This window comes from Streptomyces sp. NPDC005423, assembly GCF_040606415.1.
Classification (GTDB): domain Bacteria; phylum Actinomycetota; class Actinomycetes; order Streptomycetales; family Streptomycetaceae; genus Streptomyces.
Genome location: NZ_JBEXET010000015.1, coordinates 105,110 through 124,810, shown reverse-complemented (window position 1 = coordinate 124,810; position 19,701 = coordinate 105,110). Strand labels below are relative to the sequence as shown.

Annotated in this window: 20 protein-coding genes and 2 pseudogenes; 14 read left to right on the top strand and 8 right to left on the bottom strand. The window is 72.3% G+C overall.

The annotated features are described in order from the left end of the window. Positions 1 to 7: 7 nt before the first annotated feature. Entirely contained in the window at positions 8 to 1,861 is a 1,854-nt protein-coding gene (locus ABZT12_RS18370) for a ricin-type beta-trefoil lectin domain protein (RefSeq protein ID WP_356384936.1), read from the bottom strand. 801 nt (positions 1,862 to 2,662) lie between these two features. Then, positions 2,663 to 3,634: an aldo/keto reductase gene (locus ABZT12_RS18365; protein WP_356384933.1), complete on the bottom strand. Its 972-nt coding sequence runs from the start codon at positions 3,632 to 3,634 to the stop codon at positions 2,663 to 2,665. Positions 3,635 to 3,854: 220 nt separating this feature from the next. Here ABZT12_RS18365 and ABZT12_RS18360 point away from each other — a divergent pair. The 3 genes and pseudogenes from ABZT12_RS18360 to ABZT12_RS18350 form a co-directional block, all read left to right on the top strand. Beyond that, a pseudogene (locus tag ABZT12_RS18360) lies at positions 3,855 to 4,121 on the top strand (ABC transporter substrate-binding protein); the annotation flags it as partial. 10 nt (positions 4,122 to 4,131) lie between these two features. After that, positions 4,132 to 4,770 (top strand): annotated as a pseudogene (locus ABZT12_RS18355) (alpha-glucosidase/alpha-galactosidase); the annotation flags it as partial. Positions 4,771 to 4,920: 150 nt separating this feature from the next. After that, on the top strand, positions 4,921 to 5,745 hold the full coding sequence (locus ABZT12_RS18350) for a hypothetical protein (protein WP_356384930.1): 825 nt from the start codon (positions 4,921 to 4,923) through the stop codon (positions 5,743 to 5,745). Here the strand turns inward: ABZT12_RS18350 and ABZT12_RS18345 are convergent. The 3 genes from ABZT12_RS18345 to ABZT12_RS18335 all read right to left on the bottom strand — a co-directional run bounded on the left by ABZT12_RS18345 (position 5,700) and on the right by ABZT12_RS18335 (position 7,771). Beyond that, on the bottom strand, positions 5,700 to 6,275 hold the full coding sequence (locus ABZT12_RS18345) for a flavoprotein (RefSeq protein ID WP_356384927.1): 576 nt from the start codon (positions 6,273 to 6,275) through the stop codon (positions 5,700 to 5,702). The genes ABZT12_RS18350 and ABZT12_RS18345 overlap by 46 nt on opposite strands. Before the next feature lie 61 nt (positions 6,276 to 6,336). Next, the gene (locus tag ABZT12_RS18340) at positions 6,337 to 6,543 is read right to left on the bottom strand and encodes a ferredoxin (protein WP_356384924.1); all 207 of its coding nucleotides are present in this window, start codon (positions 6,541 to 6,543) and stop codon (positions 6,337 to 6,339) included. Positions 6,544 to 6,556: 13 nt separating this feature from the next. Next, positions 6,557 to 7,771, bottom strand: coding sequence for a cytochrome P450 (locus ABZT12_RS18335; protein ID WP_356384921.1), 1,215 nt, complete (start codon positions 7,769 to 7,771; stop codon positions 6,557 to 6,559). Positions 7,772 to 8,060: 289 nt separating this feature from the next. On the opposite strand from ABZT12_RS18335, the gene ABZT12_RS18330 reads away from it, so the two are divergent. From ABZT12_RS18330 to ABZT12_RS18320, 3 genes are all read left to right on the top strand, one after another. After that, positions 8,061 to 8,690, top strand: a complete 630-nt coding sequence (locus ABZT12_RS18330) for a LysE family transporter (RefSeq protein ID WP_356384918.1) — start codon at positions 8,061 to 8,063, stop codon at positions 8,688 to 8,690. 204 nt (positions 8,691 to 8,894) lie between these two features. Then, a complete protein-coding gene (locus tag ABZT12_RS18325) occupies positions 8,895 to 9,344 on the top strand; it encodes a nitroreductase family deazaflavin-dependent oxidoreductase (protein ID WP_356384915.1) in 450 nt (149 codons plus the stop codon). A 207-nt stretch (positions 9,345 to 9,551) separates the two neighbouring features. Beyond that, positions 9,552 to 9,848, top strand: coding sequence for a DUF4235 domain-containing protein (locus ABZT12_RS18320; RefSeq protein ID WP_356384912.1), 297 nt, complete (start codon positions 9,552 to 9,554; stop codon positions 9,846 to 9,848). Positions 9,849 to 9,932: 84 nt separating this feature from the next. On the opposite strand, the gene ABZT12_RS18315 is transcribed toward ABZT12_RS18320, so the two are convergent. Continuing rightward, positions 9,933 to 10,325 (bottom strand): VOC family protein, encoded by a 393-nt coding sequence (locus ABZT12_RS18315; protein WP_356384909.1) that lies wholly within the window; start codon positions 10,323 to 10,325, stop codon positions 9,933 to 9,935. A 216-nt stretch (positions 10,326 to 10,541) separates the two neighbouring features. Here ABZT12_RS18315 and ABZT12_RS18310 point away from each other — a divergent pair, with 216 nt between their 5' ends. Continuing rightward, positions 10,542 to 10,904 (top strand): DUF1304 domain-containing protein, encoded by a 363-nt coding sequence (locus ABZT12_RS18310; RefSeq protein ID WP_356384906.1) that lies wholly within the window; start codon positions 10,542 to 10,544, stop codon positions 10,902 to 10,904. Continuing rightward, positions 10,901 to 11,464, top strand: coding sequence for a TetR/AcrR family transcriptional regulator (locus tag ABZT12_RS18305; protein WP_356384903.1), 564 nt, complete (start codon positions 10,901 to 10,903; stop codon positions 11,462 to 11,464). The genes ABZT12_RS18310 and ABZT12_RS18305 overlap by 4 nt, the downstream gene beginning before the upstream one ends. 348 nt (positions 11,465 to 11,812) lie before the next feature. Here ABZT12_RS18305 and ABZT12_RS18300 read toward each other — a convergent pair whose 3' ends face one another. Continuing rightward, positions 11,813 to 12,760 carry a helix-turn-helix domain-containing protein gene (locus ABZT12_RS18300; RefSeq protein WP_356384900.1) on the bottom strand — a complete coding sequence of 316 codons (948 nt, stop codon included), beginning with the start codon at positions 12,758 to 12,760 and terminating at the stop codon, positions 11,813 to 11,815. A gap of 71 nt (positions 12,761 to 12,831) precedes the next feature. On the opposite strand from ABZT12_RS18300, the gene ABZT12_RS18295 reads away from it, so the two are divergent. The 3 genes from ABZT12_RS18295 (at position 12,832) to ABZT12_RS18285 (ending at position 14,867) form a co-directional block, all read left to right on the top strand. Continuing rightward, complete coding sequence (locus ABZT12_RS18295; RefSeq protein ID WP_356384897.1) at positions 12,832 to 13,782, top strand: NADP-dependent oxidoreductase; 951 nt, start codon at positions 12,832 to 12,834, stop codon at positions 13,780 to 13,782. A gap of 96 nt (positions 13,783 to 13,878) precedes the next feature. Next, positions 13,879 to 14,328, top strand: coding sequence for a MarR family transcriptional regulator (locus ABZT12_RS18290; protein ID WP_356384894.1), 450 nt, complete (start codon positions 13,879 to 13,881; stop codon positions 14,326 to 14,328). 158 nt (positions 14,329 to 14,486) lie between these two features. Then, positions 14,487 to 14,867, top strand: coding sequence for an anti-sigma factor antagonist (locus ABZT12_RS18285; protein ID WP_356385036.1), 381 nt, complete (start codon positions 14,487 to 14,489; stop codon positions 14,865 to 14,867). 57 nt (positions 14,868 to 14,924) lie between these two features. On the opposite strand, the gene ABZT12_RS18280 is transcribed toward ABZT12_RS18285, so the two are convergent. After that, entirely contained in the window at positions 14,925 to 15,884 is a 960-nt protein-coding gene (locus tag ABZT12_RS18280; RefSeq protein WP_356384891.1) for a ribose-phosphate diphosphokinase, read from the bottom strand. Between the two features lie 196 nt (positions 15,885 to 16,080). Between ABZT12_RS18280 and otr(A) the strand changes: the two genes are divergently transcribed. From otr(A) to ABZT12_RS18265, 3 genes are all read left to right on the top strand, one after another. Further along, a complete protein-coding gene (gene otr(A), locus ABZT12_RS18275; RefSeq protein WP_356384888.1) occupies positions 16,081 to 17,967 on the top strand; it encodes a tetracycline resistance ribosomal protection protein Otr(A) in 1,887 nt (628 codons plus the stop codon). A 182-nt stretch (positions 17,968 to 18,149) separates the two neighbouring features. After that, positions 18,150 to 18,815, top strand: coding sequence for a DUF4230 domain-containing protein (locus tag ABZT12_RS18270; protein ID WP_356384885.1), 666 nt, complete (start codon positions 18,150 to 18,152; stop codon positions 18,813 to 18,815). Between the two features lie 312 nt (positions 18,816 to 19,127). Then, positions 19,128 to 19,616 carry a VanZ family protein gene (locus ABZT12_RS18265; RefSeq protein ID WP_356385033.1) on the top strand — a complete coding sequence of 163 codons (489 nt, stop codon included), beginning with the start codon at positions 19,128 to 19,130 and terminating at the stop codon, positions 19,614 to 19,616. Positions 19,617 to 19,701: the final 85 nt, after the last annotated feature.

Below are 19,701 nucleotides of genomic sequence, written 5' to 3'. Positions count from 1 at the left end.
CCAGTTGTCAGTGGTCGCGGGGTCCGTAGCCGGCTCCGTAACCCCCGTAGCCGTAACCCCCGTAGCCGTAGCCTCCGTACCCGGAACCGCCGTACCCGGAACCGCCGTTCTGGCCGTCCTGTCCGTTGCCGTAGCAGAAGTACGGGTTGGCGGCGCAGGGGTCGCCGGCCGGGACCGAGGCCGCCGGGGCCGGCTGCGAGGCCGCCGCCGACGGGGGCGGGGTCGAACTCGGCGCGGGCGAGGGCTTCTTGGCGGTCTTCGGGGTGGGGGTCACCGAGGGGGCCGGTGACCCGGCGGTGTCGGCGTCCCAGTTGACCACCTGCATCTGGGGGTCGGTCTTGGAGGTGTCGAAGACCCAGCGTTGGGTCGAGCTGTCCGCCCGGGTCTTGAGGACGAGTGCGCCGCCGCCGGAGGTGGAGGCGGGGGCCAGCGCCAGGTCCTGGTTCCAGCGCGGTACGAGGACGCCCTGCAGGGTGAAGTCGTAGCGGACGCTCTTGGTGCCGGCCGCCGACGTGCCGGTGCACGGCGCCAGTTGGACCGAGTAGCCGAGGTGGGAGTCGAGGCAGAGGTTGGGGTCGGCGGCGCGGCGCAGCTGTCCGTCGGTGTCGTACGCCCACTGCTGGCCGGCCGCCGAGGAGCAGGTCTGCAACTCGGCCTCCGCGCCCTTGACGGGCTTCTTGCCCACGACGCCGATACACAGACCGGACTGGACGTTGTGCAGCCGGCCGCTGAGCGTGCCCTGCGTGCTGTCGCCGGCCCCGGCCCAGGACGGCCCTGCCGTCGACCTGCCGCTGCCGGACGCGCCGGAGGTGTGTCCGGCGGCGCTCGACGACGATCCGTCGCCGGAGCCGAGCACCGCCCACAGGATGAGCGGGACGACGACGAGTGCGCTCGCGGTCAGGACGGCCGCGGCGAGGTTGCGGCGGCGGACCCGGCGGGCCGCCCGGTGGGCCGAGCGGCGCTCACCGCGGCCCGGGCCGGAGAGCACCACGAACTCGGCCGAGGTCGGGGCCGGTTCCGCGGGCAGGCCGCTGCCCGCCCTGATCTCCAGGTAGGCGTGTGCGCCCCAGCCCAGCACGGCTTCGGCCAGCGCCGTGCCGAGCCGCCCGTTGAACTGGTTCAACTGGTCGGCGGTGTACCGGCAGTGCTTGCATCCGGTCAGGTGCTGGGCGAGGTCGGGGTCGACGTCGTGTCCGCCGCGCCGGTAGGTCACGTCCAGGAGCCGGATGTAGCGGTGGCACTCCTCGTCGGAGGCCAGCTCACGGTGGGCCTGGACGCACTCCTCGCGCAACCGTCCACGGGCCCGGTCCAGTTCGGCGCGCGCGCCGTCCACGTCGAGACCGAGGAGACCGGCGGGGGTCGCGAGGGGCTCGGACTCGACCTCGATGTGCCAGAGCAGGGTGCGTCCGGTCTGCGGCAGCCGCTGGAACGCCCTTGACAGCAGGCGCCGTTCGGGCGGCGGCAGCATGCGGGCCGCGGCCCGGTCGCCGTCGCGGCCCCCGGAACGCAGGTCGGGGTGGAGCATCTCCTGCCGGTGGTCGGTGTCCCACTCGGCGGCGATGCGGCGCGCGGTGACGAGGAGTTGGGGCCGCCAGGCGGAGCTGGGGCCGCCCTGGCGCAGGGATTCCCCGAAGAGCCGGGTGAAGGCCGCCGTGGTGAGCATCCCCGCCGGATGCGGTCCGTCGGTGCACAGCCGGGCGTAGGCGTAGGCCGCTTCCCAGTGCCGGTCCAGCAGTTCACCGACGGGTTGCAGCGCGGGCGTCGACCCCGTCCAGTTCTTCAGCTCGGTACTCAGTTGTTCGTCGGTCACGTCGAACGGGTGCACCGGGGTTGGGGAATTCGACAGACCTGCGTCCTTCACGGCTGCATTCCTCCAGGGAAAACACGGTAAATAGTCCATACCAACGGGTATGCGGTCCGGTCAGCGAGGGACCGGGCCCACCCGTACGAGATTCGGCATCTCGAACGTCCGCCTGGGGAAAGACTTTTGAAGCATGGGGGGTGGCGTAGCGTACGGGATCGGCCTCGTGCGCGCAGAGGACGAACATCCCTTGTCTGCGCGCCGACAGGGCACACCTTTGCACAGGTCAGCGAGGCGGAACAAGGTGTGCCCCGGTTTTGCGCGCCGGGTCTCCGCCCCGGTAAATCGACACGACGTCAATAGGCGCCGACGCGGGAATGCCGTCCTATCGAGACGGCATTTGCCAGAACCATTGGCCGGGTCCCGCAGAGCGCGCGACAAGGCCGACGGAGGCCGTGCGCTTCGCGCGATCTCCGCAGGTCATCTCCGAGAGGCGGGGGCCATTACCGGGCGGCGGGGGTTCGTCTCCGAAGTGGGCGAACACACACCGCCACCGTGCGGGATGTGCGCGAAACCAATAGGCGGGCACAGCGGAGGAGTGAGGACTTCACGGGCCGTACCCGCTGGTACGCGCCAGGCGGAATCGTCCGGGGACCGCGGAACACCTGGTCGCGGGGGAACGGCCGGGCACAACCGGAGGCGGCGGGACGCGGCCGGGCCCGGCGCGGCGAGAAGAGGGAGCACGGGGCCCCGAATGAGGCCATGGACAGGCGGAGTCCGCACCAAGTGGGGCCGTGCGGAGCGGGATTCGCACCGCACGGTTCGAGCTGACTTGTCATCAAAGGGGAAACTGATGGGCCGTCAGGAGTGGCCGCTGATCGCGTGCGGGGTGTAGGGACGCTCCAGCGCCTCGATCTCCTGGGCGGTCAGCTCCAGTTCGACGGCGGCCACGGCGTCCTCGATGTGCCGGGGCTTGGCCGCGCCCACGATCGGCGCGGCCACCGAGTCCTGGTGCAGCAGCCAGGCGAGCGCGACCTGGGCGCGCGGGACGCCCCGCTCGCCGGCGATCCGGGTGACGGCCTCGACGATGGTCCGGTCGGCCTCCGAGTAGAGACGGCTGCCGAAGTTGTCGCTGGCGCTGCGGTCGGTCTCCGTGCCCCAGTCGCGGGTCAGCCGACCGCGCGCGAGCGGGCTCCAGGGCAGCACCCCGACGCCCTGGTCCGCGCAGAGCGGCAGCATCTCGCGCTCCTCCTCGCGGTAGAGGAGGTTGTAGTGGTTCTGCATGGAGACGAACTTGGTCCAGCCGCCCCGCTCGGCGGTGTGCTGGTGCTTGGCGAACTGCCACGCGTACATCGAACTCGCCCCGATGTAACGGACCTTGCCCGCCTTCACCAGGTCGTGCAGCGCCTCCATCGTCTCCTCGACCGGGGTGTGCGGGTCGTGGCGGTGGATCTGGTAGAGGTCGACGTGGTCGGTGCCGAGGCGGGCGAGGCTGTGGTCGATCTCCGCCATGATCACCTTGCGGGAGAGTCCCGCGCCGTTGGGCCCGGCGTGGGTGCGACCGTGCACCTTCGTGGCGAGCACGATCTCGTCGCGGCGGGCGTAGTCACGCAGTGCCCGGCCGACGATCTCCTCGCTGGTGCCGTCGGAGTAGACGTTGGCGGTGTCGAAGAAGGTGATGCCCGCCTCCAGCGCCTGCCGGATCAGCGGGCGGGACGCCTCCTCGTCGAGGGTCCACTCGTGGACGCCGCGGTCCGGGAGGCCGTAGGTCATGCAGCCCAGACAGATCCGGGAGACGTCCAGGCCCGTCGAACCGAGCTTCACGTACTGCATCGTCGCTGCTCCTGCCTTCGGGTTCGGTACCAGGGGGAGCGTACGTTTCGTGCGCGCTCCAGGTCACGCATGCGGTGCGCGCCCTTGACGGGTGGCGCCCGCGAGCGCTTTGATCCTGGACGTGCCCGCGCGTTCGGCGCGGTACGCGAGAGGTGCGCCCAGCCGGTAGCGGACAGGTTCCAAGCCCGGCCAGAGTCGCCAGGACCGCGACGCCATCCGGCTGGCCGACGCGATGCTCCAGAAGGTGACCGCCGCGCTCGCCGCCGGCGCCTGTCCGGACGTCGCCTACGTCTTCGGCTCGGACCTGGCGAGCGTGGCGCGCAGCCCACGGGTGGTCGACCTGACGTCCGCGCTGCGCTCGGGGCCGACGCCGTGGAGCGCGTTCTGGAAACCGGTGCGGGACGCGGTCACCGTCAACGGCCGGGTGCGGGCCGCACCCGCCGTCCTCGACTCGCTGGCCGTCGTCTACAACAGGAGACTGTCACGAGGCGATCGAGAAGGACCCCGGACTGCTGCGGCGGGTCCGGGTCGACATGTACCGCAGGCTGGGCCACTACCCCACCGAGACCAGCGAGCACTCCGCCGAGTACGTGCCCTGGTACCTGCCGCACGCCGAGGAGGTCGAGCGGCTGCGGCTGCCGGTCGGCGCCTATCTGGGGATCGTCGAGGAGAACACGGCGAGCTACCGGCGGACCCGGGACGCGCTGGCCGCCGGGACCCCGCTCCCGGTGGAGGGCACCCTGGAGTACGCCCCGCAGATCATCCACAGCGTGCTGACCGGCACCCCCCGCACGGTCTACGGCAACGTCCCCAACCGGGGTCTCATCGACAATCTCCCGGCCGACTCCGTCGTCGAAGTCCCGTGCCTGGTCGATGCCTTGGGCGTCCAGCCGACCCGGATCGGGGCACTGCCCCCGCAGTGCGCGGCCCTCAACAGCGCGTACGTCTCGGTCACCGACCTGGTGGTACGGGCCGCCGCGGACGGCGATCCACGGCACATCCGGCACGCGGCGATGGCCGACCCGGCGACGGCCGCGGCGCTGCCGGTGGAACGGATCTGGGACCTCTGCGACGACCTCGTACGGGCGCACGGGGAGCTGCTCCAGCCGGAGCTGCGGGTGACGCTGGGGCACTGAGGGGCCTCCGGCGTCGGGGTGACCACCCGGCGTGGGAGCGGCCGGGCACCCCTGGCCTCCCGCATCCTCGGCGCAGACGACCGGCGCCCGGCCGGTCGCACCGGTGGTACTGGAGGCAACCAGGTGTCGAGACGTCCGACGAACCGGAGCATGCTGCTGGGGGCGGTCGCCCTGCCCCTGGCCCTGGTGTCGCCCGCCTGGGCCGGCCCGGCACCGGCACCCGTGGCCGAACCGCCGTCCACCCTGTGCGCGCCCGCCGGGACTCTGCGCGGCGGCCACGGTGAGAGCGCCACGGTGAGTCTCTGCGCGGGCAGCGGCACCCCCACCATGGCGGTCTCGGCGCCGGCGAGCTGCCGGCGGCGCGGCGCGGCCGAGCCGTACACGTGTCTCACCTCGGGCGGCTGGACCGCGCGGCGCACCGACGGAACGGTCGTCTCGGGCGCGCTGCCGGGTGCGCAGGACTATCCGGGTCCGGGAACCTACGACGTCACGGCCGCCGTCCAGGTCCGCTCGGTTCCCTCGGGGGTCGAACTCTCGGGCACGGTGCGCGCCACCCTCACCCTGACCGCGCCGAAACAGCGGCCCACGCACCGCATCGACGTCGACCGCTCCACGCTGGCGCCCGGTTCCGTGACGACGCTGACGTACACCGTCTCCCGGGAGAGCGAGGGGGGTGACGGCAGCGCGCGCTTCGGGCTCATCGCCGAGGAGGGCTCGGGTGCGGAGCTGACCACCTCCGACCGGCGCTGCGTCAATCCGCTCGTCGGACGCCACCCCTCGAAGGTCCGGCTGCACCACTCCCTGGACTGCGCCCTCACCGACCTCCAGCCCGGGCACCCGGACACCGTACGGGTGCGTGTGACCCTCAACTCCCGTTGTTCCACGGTGGTTTCGAAGCTGGGCTACTGGACGCCCAGGGGCCAGGCGCTCTACACCGGCGGCATGCTGGCGGGTCCCACGGTCGGCTGTTCCTGAGGGCTGTCGAGCAGGTCGAGCGCCCGTTCCCACGCGAACTCCGGCCGCCTTCCGTCCTGTTGGACCTCGCCGGAGTACGGGTCCGCGAACCGGACGCCCATCCCGCGCAGCCGTTCCAGACTCCCCCGGTAGGCGGGGTGCGCCGCCAACGCCTCGCCCACGCACGGCAGTACGACGGTGGGGACGCCCAGCCCGTACGCCTCGCAGAGGGTGCCCAGGGCGAGGGTGTCGGCGATGCCGGCCGCCCACTTGTTGACGGTGTTGAAGGTGGCGGGTGCGACGACCACGGCGTCCGGGGGCGGGAACGGGCGCGGGTCCCCGGGGCTGCGTCCGGCGGAGCGGATCGGGCGGCCGGTCCGCTCCTCGACGGCGGCGACGTCGAAGAAGCCGGAGGCGGCGACCGGGGTCGCGATGACCCCGACCTCCCATCCCCGTCGCTGCGCGGCGGCGATGAGTTCGCCGACTCCGGCGGCGATCCCGGCACCGCAGACGACGACGTAGAGGAAGGGTTTCCCGGCGGGTTCGGTCATCCGGGAACCCTACTGTGGTCGCCGTCGGCGGTGATCGGGGTGCGGTCTCGTGCCCGGTGGCTCAGTCCGCCGTGTCGGACACCGTGATGGCGGTGACCGGGCAGGCCCGGGCCGCTTCGCGGATCATCGGATCGCCCGCGCCGTCCGCACGGCCGGGCAGCAGGGTGCTGTAGCCGTCGTCGTCCTGGGTGAAGACGCCCGGGGCGGCCATGGCGCACTGGCCGGCTCCGATGCAGAGGTCCTTGTCGATGGTGATTTCGGTGTGCATGGACCGCAGCCTCTTACCAGGTCACGGGGAGTTCCAGCATCCCCTGGATCGTGTCGCCGGGTTTGAAGGGGATCTCGTCGGCCGGGGCGGCCAGGGCGAGCGTGGGGAGCCGATCGAGGAGGGTGCGCAGGGCGATCTCCAGCTCGGCGCGGGCCAGGTTCTGGCCGAGGCACTGGTGGATGCCGAAGCCGAACGCGACGTGGTGGCGGGTGGGCCGGTGCCAGTCGAGGCTGTCGGGGGCGGCGTAGACGTCCTCGTCGCGGTTGATGACCGAGGTCGAGAAGAGCACGCCGTCGCCCGCCCGGATGGTCGTGCCGTCCAGTTCGATGTCCTCCTTGGCCAGCCGCAGCAGACCGTCCGCGATCGACAGCATGCGCATGAGTTCCTCCACCGCGTCCGGCAACAGGCCCGGATCCGCCCGCAGTTCGGCGAGCCGTTCGGGGTTCCGCAGCAGGGTGAAGGTGCCCAGCGAGATCATGTTGGCGGTCGTCTCGTGTCCCGCGATCAGCAGGATCAGCCCCAGCGCGATCGCTTCCTCGCGGTCCACCTCGCCGGTGCGCAGCTGCTCGCGGACCAGGTCGTCGAGGAGTCCCTCGCCGGGCTCGGCGAGCTTGCGATCGAGCAACTCGCCCAGATAGAGGTCGAGTTCGTCGCGCGCGGCCTGGGAGTCCTCCGGCCTCGGGCCGCGCAGCAGCCGTCGTGACCGCGCCTCGAAGAACTCGTGGTCGGCGTAGGGCACGCCGAGCAGCGCGCAGATCACCATCGAGGGCACCGGGAGGGCGAAGGCGGAGACGAGGTCGGCGGTCGGGCCCTGGGCGATCATCGCGTCGAGCCGTTCGTCGACGATGCGCTGGATGCTCGGGCGCAGCTCCGCGGCGCGGCGCAGGGTGAAGCCGGGGATCAGCATGCGCCGCTGGGTGCGGTGTCTGGGGTCGTCGACGCCGAGCAGCGCGGTCGTCCGGTTGCGCAGCCCCGCGAAGCGCGCGGTGACGGCGGGGAAGTCGGGGTGGTTGCGCTCGGTGGAGAGGCGCTGGTCGGCGAGGAGCGCGCGGGCGGCGGCGTGTCCGGTCACCAGCCAGGCCGGGCGGCCGTCGTAGAGGGTGACGCGGGCCAGTGGGCGTTCGGCGCGCAGGGGGTCGTAGCCGGTGGGCGGGTGGTAGGGACAGGTGCGGTCCTGCGGGAAGGCGACGGTTCGGGTGGGGCCCGTCAGTTCCGTCAGTTCCGTCATGGAAGACCTCGCAGACAGAAGAGTGCGTCGTACCGATCTTCATTAGATGCCCCAGGCATCTATGGGGCCATGGGAAGTTCGGCCAGATCGGGGACACGCCCGATCTGGCCGAACCTGGCGGCCGGGGCCGTCGGTTCCGGGCCGTAATTCGGTTGCCGGTGCGGGGGCGCCGCCGCCAGGATCGCGCCATGCCCACGATCGATGTCCCGCTGCCGCCGGCCTCCGCCACCCTCGCGGTGCGCGGCCGACAGCGGCCCGGCCGTCCCGGAGGGCCCGGTTCCGCGCGGTCATGACCGCCCCGCTCGTCGCGGGGCTGCTCGCGGGCTACGGCATCGCCGTGCCCGTCGGCGCGGTCGCGGCCTACCTGGTCTCCCTCACCGCCCGTACGTCGCTGCGGACCGGTGCCTCGGCCGCGCTCGGGGTCGCGACCGCCGACGGCGTCTTCGCCCTGCTGGCCACGGTCGGCGGCGCCGCCCTCTCCGGGGCGCTGCGCCCGGTGCTGACCCCGCTGCGCTGGGCGTCCGCCCTCGTCCTGCTCGCGCTGGCGGCACGCGGCACGGTCACCGCCGTACGGCAGCACCGCGCCGGCCGCCCCGCCACCCGCGCCGCCCCGGACCCGCCGAGCCCGGCGCGGGCCTTCCTCACCCTGCTCGGGGTCACTCTCCTCAACCCGGCCACCGTGGTCTACTTCGCCGCCCTCGTCCTCGGCTCCCGCACGCAGGGCACCGAACAGCCTCTGGAACAAGGGGTGTTCGTGGTGGCTGCCTTCGTCGCGTCAGCGAGCTGGCAACTGCTGCTCGCGGGGAGCGGCGCGCTGCTCGGGCGGGCCCTGACGGGTCGGCGGGGGCGGCTGGTGACGGCGCTCGGGTCGAGCGCGGTGATCGTGGCGCTGGCCGTCCGGATGGTGGTGCGGTCGTGACGCGCGGGGCCGGCTGGCGTGAACGTGCCGTTGCGGTGCCCGTCCGGCAGCCGGATCCCGCCGCGTGCGACGCGGACACGCCAGACCCGCGGCGGAACGCGGTCACCGTGATCATTCGGGGAATACGGTAGGGAGGAAGCCCGCCCGGACCGGCGTTGCCACCCGGTGCGGGGCAGCCGCAGTACGCGAGATGGGACGGATGACATGCCTCTTCAGGGCGAGTACGAACCGAGCCCGAGCCAGTGGGTGCGCGACCAGGTGGAGCTGTACGAGAGCTCCGGCGGCACCAAGGGCACGACGCTCCAGGACACGGGCCTGCCCGTCATCCTGCTGACGACGGTGGGCGCCAAGAGCGGCAAGATCCGCAAGACCCCGCTGATGCGCGTCGAGCACGAGGGCCGCTACGCCGTCGTCGCCTCCCAGGGCGGCGCGCCCAAGCACCCGGTCTGGTACTTCAACATCCGGGCCGATCCCCGCGTCGAGCTGCAGGACGGTCCGGCCAAGCAGGACATGACGGCCCGTGAGGTCACCGGCGAGGAGAAGGCCGCGTGGTGGGAGCGGGCGGTGGCCGCGTATCCGTCGTACGCCGACTACCAGGAGAAGACCGACCGGGAGATCCCGGTGTTCGTGCTGGAGCCGGGCGGCACCCACTGAGACCGGCGCCCGGAGAAATCCGATCCGGGCAGGCATGAGCCGGTGGCTCACGGGAACCCGGATTCCAGGCCCCGCCGCGTTCCCCCGTCGCGGCGGGGCCGTTCCGTGCCCCGTCGAGGTGCGTGCGTCCTCGCGCCGGACTACCGCGCACCGCGTTCCGGTGGCACGGTCGGTCTGCCGAACACGTGGCACGCAGAGGAGATCCAGGTGGCCAAGAAGAAGAAACTCCCGCTCGTCTACCAACCCGTCGGGCTGGTGCTCGGCGCCGTGAGCGGGGCTCTGGCGGCGCGCGCGTTCCGTGCCGCATGGAAGGCCGTACGGCATGAGGACGACGCGCCGGACCCGCTGGACCGGGACCGGGGCTGGGGCGAGATCCTGCTCGCCGCCGCCGTGCAGGGCGCCCTGTTCGCGGTGGTGCGCGGCGTCGTGGACCGCTCCGGCGCGAAGGCCATCGAGCGCTCCACGGGGACCTGGCCGGCCCAGGACAAGGGCGGCCGGGACTGACCAGCGCGTAGTACGGGAGCGGGCCCGGGGGTGGCGTTTCACCCCCGGGCCCGCTCCGGTTCTCGGCCCCGCCCTCCCGCGGCCTCAGTCCTGCTTCGGCGCGGTCGGGGTGAGGAGGCGGAGCGTGAAGGAGTGCCCGGCCGGATCGGCGTAACCGCGTTCCTCGTACGGGCCCGAGAAGTCCTTGGTGTCCAGCGGACGGCCGCCGAGCCCGATGATCCTGCGCTCGGCCTCGTCCAAGTCCTCGACCAGGAAGTCGAGATGGGCCTGGAGGGAGTTCTCCGGGCGCGGCCAGCTCGGCGGGGCGGCGTTCACATCGCGTCGGAACGCCATCTGGATTCCGCCCGGGGCGCTGATCTCGACGCGGTTGGCCGTCGCCTCCGTCTGGACCGCTTCCAGCAACTCCGTGTAGAACACGGCGAGTTTCTCCGGTTCCGCGCAGTCGAGCACGATGTGACCGGCTATCACGAGTGCCATGGTTCCTCCGTGGGACGGTGCGGGCGGGACCCCGCCGCGTTTCCCTACCGGATATCCCCGTCCTCCGCTTTCACTCCGCCGCCGTTCCCGCGCCCGCGCCCGCGCCCGGTACGCGACGAGCGGGCCCCGCTTTCACATGGACACCCGTCCAGCTATGATGGACACCTGTCTTGAACATCTGGGCACCCCGCGCGGATACAGAGGAGTCGTCTGCTCATGAACACGGTCGCGAATGTGCTGGTGGGGCTGGTGGCCGCACTGCACGTGTACATCCTGGTGATGGAGATGTTCCTCTGGGAGAAGAAGCCCGGTCGGGGACTGCACGGGTTCGATCCGGAGCTGGCCCGGGCGACCGCGCCGATGGCCGCCAACCAGGGGCTCTACAACGGGTTTCTGGCGGCCGGTCTGGTCTGGGGCCTGATAGCGGCCGATCCGACCGGCTTCCGGGTCCAGGTGTTCTTCCTCGTCTGCGTCGTGGTGGCCGGCGCGTTCGGCGCGGCCACGGCGAACCGGCGCATCCTCTTCGCCCAGGCGCTGCCCGGAGCAGTGGCGCTGGCCGCCGTCCTGATCGCCCGGTGAGCCGCCCCGCGCCCGAGGACCCGCGGGCCGCCCGCACCCGGGCGCGACTGCGCGAGGCCCTCCTCGACGAGTGCGCCGAACACCCGTTGGCGGAGGTCGGCGTCGCCGCACTGGTGCGCCGGGCGGGGGTCGGGCGGGCCACGTTCTACGTCCACTACGCCGACCTTGAGGCGCTGGCCGTCGACGCGTGCGCCGACGTGGTCCGGGACGCGGTGGAGGCCCTGCACGCCTGGCGGGGCCGCCCCGACCCGGTCCACGCGCCGCCCGCCCTGCCGCTCTTCTTCGCCGGTCTGGTGCCTCACGCGGCCCTGTACCGCGCCCTGTTGACGCCGGGCGGCGGCGGTCCGCTCGGCCGGGTGCTCCACCGGGACCTGCGGGCCTACAGCCTCCGCGAGCGGGAACTCGCGGGCGCGGCCGACGCTCCCCTCGTCGCGTCGGCCGTCGCCGCCACCTTCGCGGGCGTGCTGGCCGACTGGCTGCACGGGCTGCTCGAAGCGACCGCCGACGAAATCGCCGACCAGGTCTGGCAGTTGCTGGTCACGCTGCACAGGAGCCGCTGAGCAGGCGAGGGTTGGGGTTCGGGTACGGCGGACCGACGCGGACGTGCGCGGTCAGCGTGCCGCAAAAGCCTTTGAGCAGGCTGGAGTTGGGGTCAGTTACAGCAGACCGACCCGGATGTACGCCGTCAGCGTGCCGCAAGATCTGCTGAGCGGGCGGGAGTTGGGGCCGGGTCCTGCGGACTGGCCGAGCCATTCGTGGTCAGCGTGCCACAGAAGCCGTAGAGCAGGCGGAAGTGGGGGCCCGAATACGGCAGACCGACCCGGATGTACGCCGTCAGCGTGCCCCAGGTGCCGTGCAGCAGGCGGGAGTTGGGGCCGGATGCGGCGGACCGAGCGGGCCGTTCGTCGTCAGCGTGTCGTCTGGAACGTACGGCGGTACGCCTGCGGGGAGACGCCGATCGCCGCGTGCAGGTGCTGGCGCAGGGACGCGCCCGTCGCGAAGCCGACCTGGCCGGCGATCTGGTCGACCGGCAGGTCACTGGCCTCCAGGAGGTGACGGGCCCGGGCCACGCGCTGCTGGATCAGCCAGCGGCCGGGGCTCAGCCCGACCTCCTCGTTGAAGCGGCGGGCGAAGGTGCGCCGGCTCATCCCGGCGTGCCGGGCCAGGTCGGCCAGGGCGAGGGGCTCGTCGAGGCGGGTGAGGGCCCAGTCCCGGGTGGCGGCGGTGCTCGTCACGCCGGGTTCGGGCATCGGCTGCTCGATGTACTGGGCCTGTCCCCCGTCGCGGAACGGCGGCACGACACAGCGGCGGGCGACCTTGGTGGCCAGCTCGCTGCCGTGGTCCCGGCGCACGAGGTGCAGCAGCACGTCGACACCGGAGGCCGCGCCGGCCGAGGTCAGCACGGCGCCGTCGTCGACGTAGAGCACTCCGGGGTCGAGGGTGATCCGCGGGAACATCTCGCGGAACCGGTCCGCCAGGCTCCAGTGGGTGGTGGCGGTGCGGCCCGTGAGGAGCCCGGCCGCGGCCAGCACGAAGGCGCCGGTGCAGATGGAGACGTACCGGGTCCCGGGCCGGACCAGGGCGAGCGCGGCGGTGACCTCGGCGGCCGGTTCGGCGGTGACGCGCGACGCGTCGACCGCCGGGATGATCACCGTGTCCGCCGTCCTCAGCAGCTCCGGCCCGTGTTCGACGGTGATCGTGAAGTCGGCGTTGGCACGCACCGGTCGACCGTCCACCGAGCAGGTCAGCACCTCGTACCTGCCGTCGGCCGCGCCGAGGATGCGGCTGGGCATGCCCAGCTCGAAGGGATAGACGCCGTCGAGCGCCAGGACCACGACCCGCTCCGGAGGTTGCATGGCACGATCCTATCGAAGGGTGGCCATCGTGCCATTTTCCCGTCGGGCGGCAGCCGCCAAGCTGGTTGACCATGAGCACTGTGAACACCATGCGAGTCATCACCCAGAACGTCCTCGGCGGGCCCGAGGTCCTCCAGGAGGCGGTGGTGGAGCGGCCGTCGCCGCGTCCCAACGAGATCCTGGTCCGGGTCCGCGCCGCCGGACTCAACCCGACCGACTGGAAGCACCGCGCCACCGGCGGCTTCCTCGGCGAGCCGCCGTTCGTCCTCGGCTGGGACGTCTCCGGCACGGTCGAGGCCGTCGGCGTGGGCGTCGCCCGTTTCGCGCCGGGCGACGAGGTCTTCGGCATGCTGTCCTACCCCTTCGGGCACGGCTCGCACGCCGAGTACGTGACCGCCCCGGCCCGCGGCTTCACCCACAAGCCCGCCGGGATCGACCACGTCCAGGCGGGCGCGCTGCCGCTGGTCTCGCTGACCGCGTGGCAGGCCCTGGTCGAGACGGCGGAGCTGCGGCCCGGCCAACGGGTGCTGATCCACGCGGCGGCCGGCGGGGTCGGGCACGTGGCCGTGCAGATCGCCAAGGCACGCGGCGCGTACGTGATCGGCACGGCGAGCGCGGGCAAGCACGACTTCCTGCGGGAGATCGGCGCGGACGAGGCGATCGACTACCGGGAGACCGACTTCGCCGAGGTGGTCAAGGACGTCGACGTCGTCCTGGACACGCTCGGCGGCGAGACCTCCGTACGGTCGCTGCGGGTGCTGCGGCCGGGCGGGATCGTGGTCTCGATCGTGCCGATCGGCTCGGCGGAGTTCCCCGAGGAGGCCGAGCGGCTCGGCATGCGGGCGGCGAGGATGCTCGTCGACGCCGACCGCGCGGGGATGCGGGCGATCGCGGAACTCGTCGAGGAGGGCAAGCTGCGGGCGACCGTGGCGCAGACGTTCCCGCTGGCCCGGGCCGCCGAGGCGCACGCGCTCGGCGCGACCGGCCGGACCACGGGCAAGCTGGTCCTGGTGGTCGACTGACATCCCCGTCAGGACGTGCGCACAGGCCTGACCGCCCTCCCTGGGACCAGGCCTCGGCACGGACGGCACTCCTGGCAGCCTTACTAGGCTGCGTCCATGGACGGCACCGAAGCGGAACCCCGGGCGGAGAAGACACCCCCGTCCCTGCTGTACATGGTCAAGCAGGTGGAACTCGCCGTCCGGTCCCGCCTGGACGAGCTGGTCAGGCCCTACGGGATCACCGCGCTCCAGTACACGGCGCTCACCGTGCTGGAGCGCCACGACGGACTGTCGGCGGCGCAGCTCGCCCGGGACTCCTTCGTCACCGCGCAGTCCACCGCCGATCTGGTGCGCTCCCTGGAGAGCCGGACGCTCATCCGCCGGGAGCGCAACCCGCGCAACCGCCGCGAGCTGCTGATTTCGCTGACCGCAGAGGGGCGCGAGGTGCTGGCGGGGTGCGCGGAGCCCGTGCGACAGTTGGAAGCGCGGATGGTGCGCGATCTCACAGCGCGCCAGGCGGACCAGCTCCGCCAGGCACTCTCCAGGACTTGGCACGCCTTGTCCTAGTCCGGTCCGGCGATTCACAGCCAAGTGCGCCCGCGTTTAGCAGACATATGTCAATCGAACTTGCTCAGATTCACTCCATCGAGGGTAACTTGCAGTGCGGGGAGCCGTTCTGGCGCTCAACACCCCAGCAACGAGACCCGGTTGGAGGCGATGTGGCCGTGCAGCATGATCCCGCACCGCTCACCCGGCATCTCCGAGTCCATCAGGACCGGGGGTGCACGGTGCTGGAGTTCCGCGGCGAGATCGACATCGCAGCGGCCATGGAGATCGCCCCGTACCTGGACCGGGTGACGGGGCGGCCGGGCGCGCGGGTCGTGATCGATCTGCGGCCGGTGGAGTTCTTCGACTGCTCCGGACTGCGGCTGCTGTACCGGGCGCGGCAGCGGGCGCTCACCCACGACGGCCGGCTGCATCTGCTCTGCACGGACCCGCTGACGCTGCGCGTCCTGCGGGTCACCGGGCTGAACCGGCTGCTGCCGCCCCGGCCGAGCCTGGACGCCGCCCTGGCGCAGCCGGAGACCACCTCCGGCACGTTCTGACCGCGCGGCGGCTGACGGCGGACCGTCACCCACCACCACCGCTTCAGGAGCGGACGGTCACACACCTCGGCTCGCCGGCTCGTCGAAGAGGGCGCTGACCGACTCCCCGTTGTGGATGCGCCGCACCGCCTCGGCGAGCGCCGGGGCGATGGACAGGATCCGGAGCTTGTCGGTGCGCTCCTCCTCCGGCACCGGCACGGTGTTGGTGCACACGATCTCCAGTACGTCCGGCTGCTCGCCGATCCGCTTCAGCGCGCCCGCCGCGAACAGCCCGTGGGTACAGGCGACCCGGATCGAGCGCGGCCCCAACTCACGGAGCCGGTCCAGGAGTTCGAGGACGGTGCTGCCCTTGGCGATCTCGTCGTCCAGGACGATGACGTCCCGGTCGGCGATGTCCCCGATGACGGAGCTGATGGTGACCCGGTCGTCCGCGAACCGCTGTTTGGCGCCGGCGGCCACCTGGGCGCCGATCAGCCGGGCGAACGCGGCGGCCTCCTTGGCGTTGCCGAGGTCCGGGGAGACGACGGTGGTGCGCGAGAGGTCGTAGCGCCGGAAGTGCGCGGCCAGTTCGCGCAGCGCGTGCAGATGGTCGACCGGCACCGAGAAGAAGCCGTGCACCTGCGGGGAGTGCAGGGTCATGGCGAGCACCCGGCTCGCGCCCGCCGCGACCATGAGGTCGGCGACCAGCCGGCCGCCCAGCGAGATGCGCGGGGCGTCCTTCTTGTCGGAGCGGGCGTACGAGTAGTGCGGCATGACGACGGTGATCCGCCCGGCGGAGGCGCCGCGGGCCGCGTCGCACATCAGCAGCAGCTCGACGAGGTTCTCCTGCACCGGCTTGACCAGCGGCTGGATGATGAAGACGTCCCGTTCCCGGCAATTCGCCTGGAGCTGTACCTCCAGGCAGTCGTTGGCGAACCGGCTGACGCGGGTCGGGCTGAGCGGCACTCCCAGATGCGCGCAGACCTCCTTCGCCAGCTCGGGGTGGGCACTCCCGCTGAACACGGCGATGTCTCGCACGATCTGCTCCTCGCATGATCATTCCCGGCCGTGCCTCATGCTACTGACCCGGGAAAACAGGTTGCGGACCGCCCATGCGGGCGCGCCATGATGGCCCGGCCCGTACGTTCCCCCTGTCAGGAGCTCCAGATGCGCCGACTCCTCGGAATCCACCAGCGACCCCACTGGATGACGGTTCTTGAGGACTCGACCGCGTATGCGCACCCTGAACATCGGAATTGTCGCCCACATCGACGCCGGTAAGACCAGCCTCACCGAGCGGCTGCTCTTCGACCACGGCGCGATCGACCGGCTCGGCAGCGTCGACGCCGGTGACACCCGCACGGACGACGGAGCGATCGAGCGGCAGCGCGGGATCACCGTCCGCTCCGCCGTCGCCGCGTTCACCGTCGGGGGCACCCAGATCAACCTCATCGACACCCCCGGCCACTCGGACTTCGTCGCCGAGGTGGAGCGGGCCCTGGAGGTGCTGGACGGCGCGGTGCTGCTGCTCTCCGCGGTGGAGGGCGTGCAGGCCCGGACCCGGGTCCTGATGAGGACGCTGCGACGGCTGCGGCTGCCCACCTTCGTCCTCGTCAACAAGATCGACCGCGCGGGCGCCCGCGCCGAGGGGCTGCTCGCCGACGTCCGGCGCCTGCTGACCCCGCACATCGTGCCGCTCACGGACGTCACGGGCCTGGGCACCGCCGCCGCCCGGGTGCTGCCGCGCCCGCTGACGGACCCCGTCGTGCGCGCGGCCACGGCCGAGGCGCTCGCCGAGGTCGACCCCGGTCTCCTCGCGGCGGTCGTCGACGGCCCCGAACCGGCCCCCGACACCGTCCGCGCCGTCCTCGCCGCCCGCACCTCCGACGGCTCCTGCCACCCGCTCTACTTCGGCTCCGCCCTCGGCGGCCAGGGCGTCCCCGAACTGGTCGACGGCCTGCTCCGGCTGCTCCCCGCCACCAGCGCCCCGGCCACCGCTTCCGGCCCGGCCACCCCGCGGGGCACCGTCTTCGCCGTACGCCCCGGCCCGGGCCGCGAGCGGACGGCGTATCTGCGGCTCTACGACGGGGTGGTCGCCCCCCGTCAGCGGCTCACGTTCCGCCGGCTCGGCGCCGACGGCCGCGCCCGCGAGGTCTCCGGCCGGGTCACCCGGCTCGACGTCGTCGGGCGGCCGGGCCCGCTGACCGCCGGGAACATCGGGGCGCTGACCGGGCTCAAGGACATCCGTGTCGGTGACCGCCTCGGCGAACTCACCGAAGGGACACCGCAGTTCGCGCCGCCGACGCTGGAGACCGTGGTACTCGCCCGCCGCCCCGGACAGGCGGCGGCGCTGCGTACCGCCCTGCTGGCACTGGCCGACCAGGACCCGCTGCTGCACGCGCGTCCCACCGCCGCCGGGGCCACCGTGCTGCTGCTGTACGGCGAGGTCCAGAAGGAGGTGCTCGCGGCGACCCTCGCCCAGGACTACGGTGTCGAGGCGGACTTCGAGCCCAGTCGGGTCCGTCTCCTGGAGCGCCCGGCCGGGACCGGCGAGCACCGCGCCGAGCTGCCCTGGCACGAAGGCATCCGCTACTGGGCCACGATCGGGCTGCGCGTCGAGCCGGGCGAGCGCGGCTCCGGCGGGGAGTTCCGCTACGAGACGGAGCTCGGCGCGCTCCCCCGCGCCTTCCACCAGGCGATCGAGGACACCGTCCACGCGACCCTGCTGACCGGTCCGACCGGTGCGCCCGTCACGGACTACCGCGTCACCCTGACCCGTTCGGGCTTCGTCGGCCCGCTCAGCACGGCGGCCGACTTCCGCGGTCTCACGCCGGTCGTGCTGCGCCGGGCGCTACGGCGCGCGGGAACACGGTTGTACGAGCCCTGCGTAACGTTCGAGGCGGAGGTCCCGCTCGACGCGCTCGCCGCCGTCACCGCCGAACTGGCCGCTGCCCAGGCCGAGTTCGGCGGTACGACGGGCGGCACCACCGCGTGGGTGATCACCGGCGAGCTGCCGGCCCGCCGGGTGCGCGACCTGGAGCTACGGCTGCCCGGCCTCACCCACGGCGAGGGCGTGTGGTGGTCCCGGCCGTCGGGCGACCGCGAAGTACGGCCTCGCTAGCGCACGTCGCGGGAGATACGGTCAGGAAACGCCAGGAACCAGCGCGCACCGGCGGGCGTGGCAGGGGACTTCGCGCCGGTACGCCCCCCTCACCGCCGCCCGGTTTCATCAAGAGGCCAATAATGCAGTCTGGCAAGGCATTTGGCGGGCATCCGGTCCGTAGGAGAGAGAGGACCGTGCACATGACGACATCCATCCGGCGTCTGCCCAGGCGCATGCCCGGCTGGGCGAAGGTGGTGACTGCCGTCGTCCTGGTGATCGCCGTACTGTTCGCCGGGATCCGGCTCGCCGTGCTCCCCGGCCTGCGGGACCTGTTCGGCACCGAGACCCACGACCGGTCGGGGCCCGCGCTGCTCCAGTCGATCCAGGACATGAGCCGTTACGACGCGGCGTCCGGCAACTTCCAGGTCGTCGTGGACCTGGAGAAGGACGCCAAGTACCTGCCCAGCGCGATCCGGGGCACCCGGACCCTGTACGTGGGGGCGGGCACCGTGGAGGCGTACGTCGACCTCGGAAAGCTCGGCAAGCAGGACGTGACGGTCAACTCCGACCGCACCTCGGCCACGATCCGGCTGCCGCACGCGGCGCTCGGCAAGCCGGCTCTCGACGCCGACCACTCCTACACGGTCTCCAAGCAGCGCGGTCTGCTCGACCGGCTCGGTGACGTCTTCTCCGACAACCCCAACAGCGAGCACGCCGTGCAGCAGCTCGCGGTCAAGCACATCGGCGAGGCGGCGAAGGACAGCGGGCTGACGGCACGCGCCGAGACGAACACCACCAGCATGCTCCAGGGTCTGCTGGGCTCGCTGGGCTTCAAGGAGGTGCACGTCTCGTACAAGAAGACGTGACCCGCCCGCCGTACACGCACCGACGCCGTACAGAACCCGAATTCGCGCCGGGGATTCTCCGGCCGGCGACGCATCGCCGGCCGGTTCCCGGGTATCCGCCCTGCCACGCAGTTTTTCCCAGACTGGAGGCCCCACCGCATGGCCCGTACCGTCGTCTCGCGCCTGCGCGGTCCCTGGACCAGGACCGCGCCCAAGACCGCCCCGGACACCGCGGCGGGGACCGGGGCGAAGACCGCGCCCGAGCCGCAGACGGGGCGGAGGTTCGCGTCGCGCCGGCCGAAGCCGACCGTCACCCGGGTCGAACGACGGCCGATGGCCTGGCCGTTGCGCATCCTGGCGATGCTCCTCGCCTTCGGCTTCATGGTGGCGTTCGCCGTCGCCCTGGCCAAGGTCACCCTGGAGCCGTCCCCCGCCTCCGTGTCGCTGGTGCACACCAACCTGCATCCGGGCCGCTCCCTGAAGGCCTATCTCGACCAGCCCGAACTGCGGAGCGCCGTGAAGCAGGTCGGCGGGAACGTCCTGCTCGGTGTCCCCTTCGGCATCCTCGTCCCGGTGCTCGCGCCGCGCGCCCGGGGCATCCTGCGGGTGCTGCTGCTGACCGCGCTGGTGATGCTCGCGGTGGAGTTCGCGCAGGGCGCGCTGATCACCGGCCGCGCCTTCGACATCGACGACGTCATCCTCAACACCACGGGCGCGCTGCTCGGTTACCTCTTCCTGGGGCGGCGGCTCGGCCGTGCCGTGCACGCGCGGAAGGTGACCAGGACGGTGGAGGCCACGGAGGCCCGCGAAGCGACCTCGTGACGATCACTCACTGGTCCGGACCAAAGTATTGACGGGGGCTTACCTCACTCCTTAAATCAAGAGGCGACGCTTTCACCCCCCACCT

Bases quoted from the DNA above. Each gene is read 5' to 3' on its own strand.
- ABZT12_RS18315 (WP_356384909.1), bottom strand. From the start codon at position 10,325: ATGGCACTCGTGATAGCCGGTCACATCGTGCTCGACTGCGCGGAACCG.
- ABZT12_RS18270 (WP_356384885.1), top strand. From the start codon at position 18,150: ATGACGACATCCATCCGGCGTCTGCCCAGGCGCATGCCCGGCTGGGCG.
- ABZT12_RS18290 (WP_356384894.1), top strand. From the start codon at position 13,879: ATGGACGGCACCGAAGCGGAACCCCGGGCGGAGAAGACACCCCCGTCC.
- ABZT12_RS18340 (WP_356384924.1), bottom strand. From the start codon at position 6,543: ATGCACACCGAAATCACCATCGACAAGGACCTCTGCATCGGAGCCGGC.
- ABZT12_RS18350 (WP_356384930.1), top strand. From the start codon at position 4,921: ATGCTGCTGGGGGCGGTCGCCCTGCCCCTGGCCCTGGTGTCGCCCGCC.
- ABZT12_RS18300 (WP_356384900.1), bottom strand. From the start codon at position 12,760: ATGCAACCTCCGGAGCGGGTCGTGGTCCTGGCGCTCGACGGCGTCTAT.
- ABZT12_RS18310 (WP_356384906.1), top strand. From the start codon at position 10,542: ATGAACACGGTCGCGAATGTGCTGGTGGGGCTGGTGGCCGCACTGCAC.
- ABZT12_RS18345 (WP_356384927.1), bottom strand. From the start codon at position 6,275: ATGACCGAACCCGCCGGGAAACCCTTCCTCTACGTCGTCGTCTGCGGT.
- ABZT12_RS18330 (WP_356384918.1), top strand. From the start codon at position 8,061: ATGACCGCCCCGCTCGTCGCGGGGCTGCTCGCGGGCTACGGCATCGCC.
- ABZT12_RS18265 (WP_356385033.1), top strand. From the start codon at position 19,128: ATGGCCTGGCCGTTGCGCATCCTGGCGATGCTCCTCGCCTTCGGCTTC.
- ABZT12_RS18365 (WP_356384933.1), bottom strand. From the start codon at position 3,634: ATGCAGTACGTGAAGCTCGGTTCGACGGGCCTGGACGTCTCCCGGATC.
- ABZT12_RS18335 (WP_356384921.1), bottom strand. From the start codon at position 7,771: ATGACGGAACTGACGGAACTGACGGGCCCCACCCGAACCGTCGCCTTC.
- ABZT12_RS18295 (WP_356384897.1), top strand. From the start codon at position 12,832: ATGAGCACTGTGAACACCATGCGAGTCATCACCCAGAACGTCCTCGGC.
- ABZT12_RS18325 (WP_356384915.1), top strand. From the start codon at position 8,895: ATGCCTCTTCAGGGCGAGTACGAACCGAGCCCGAGCCAGTGGGTGCGC.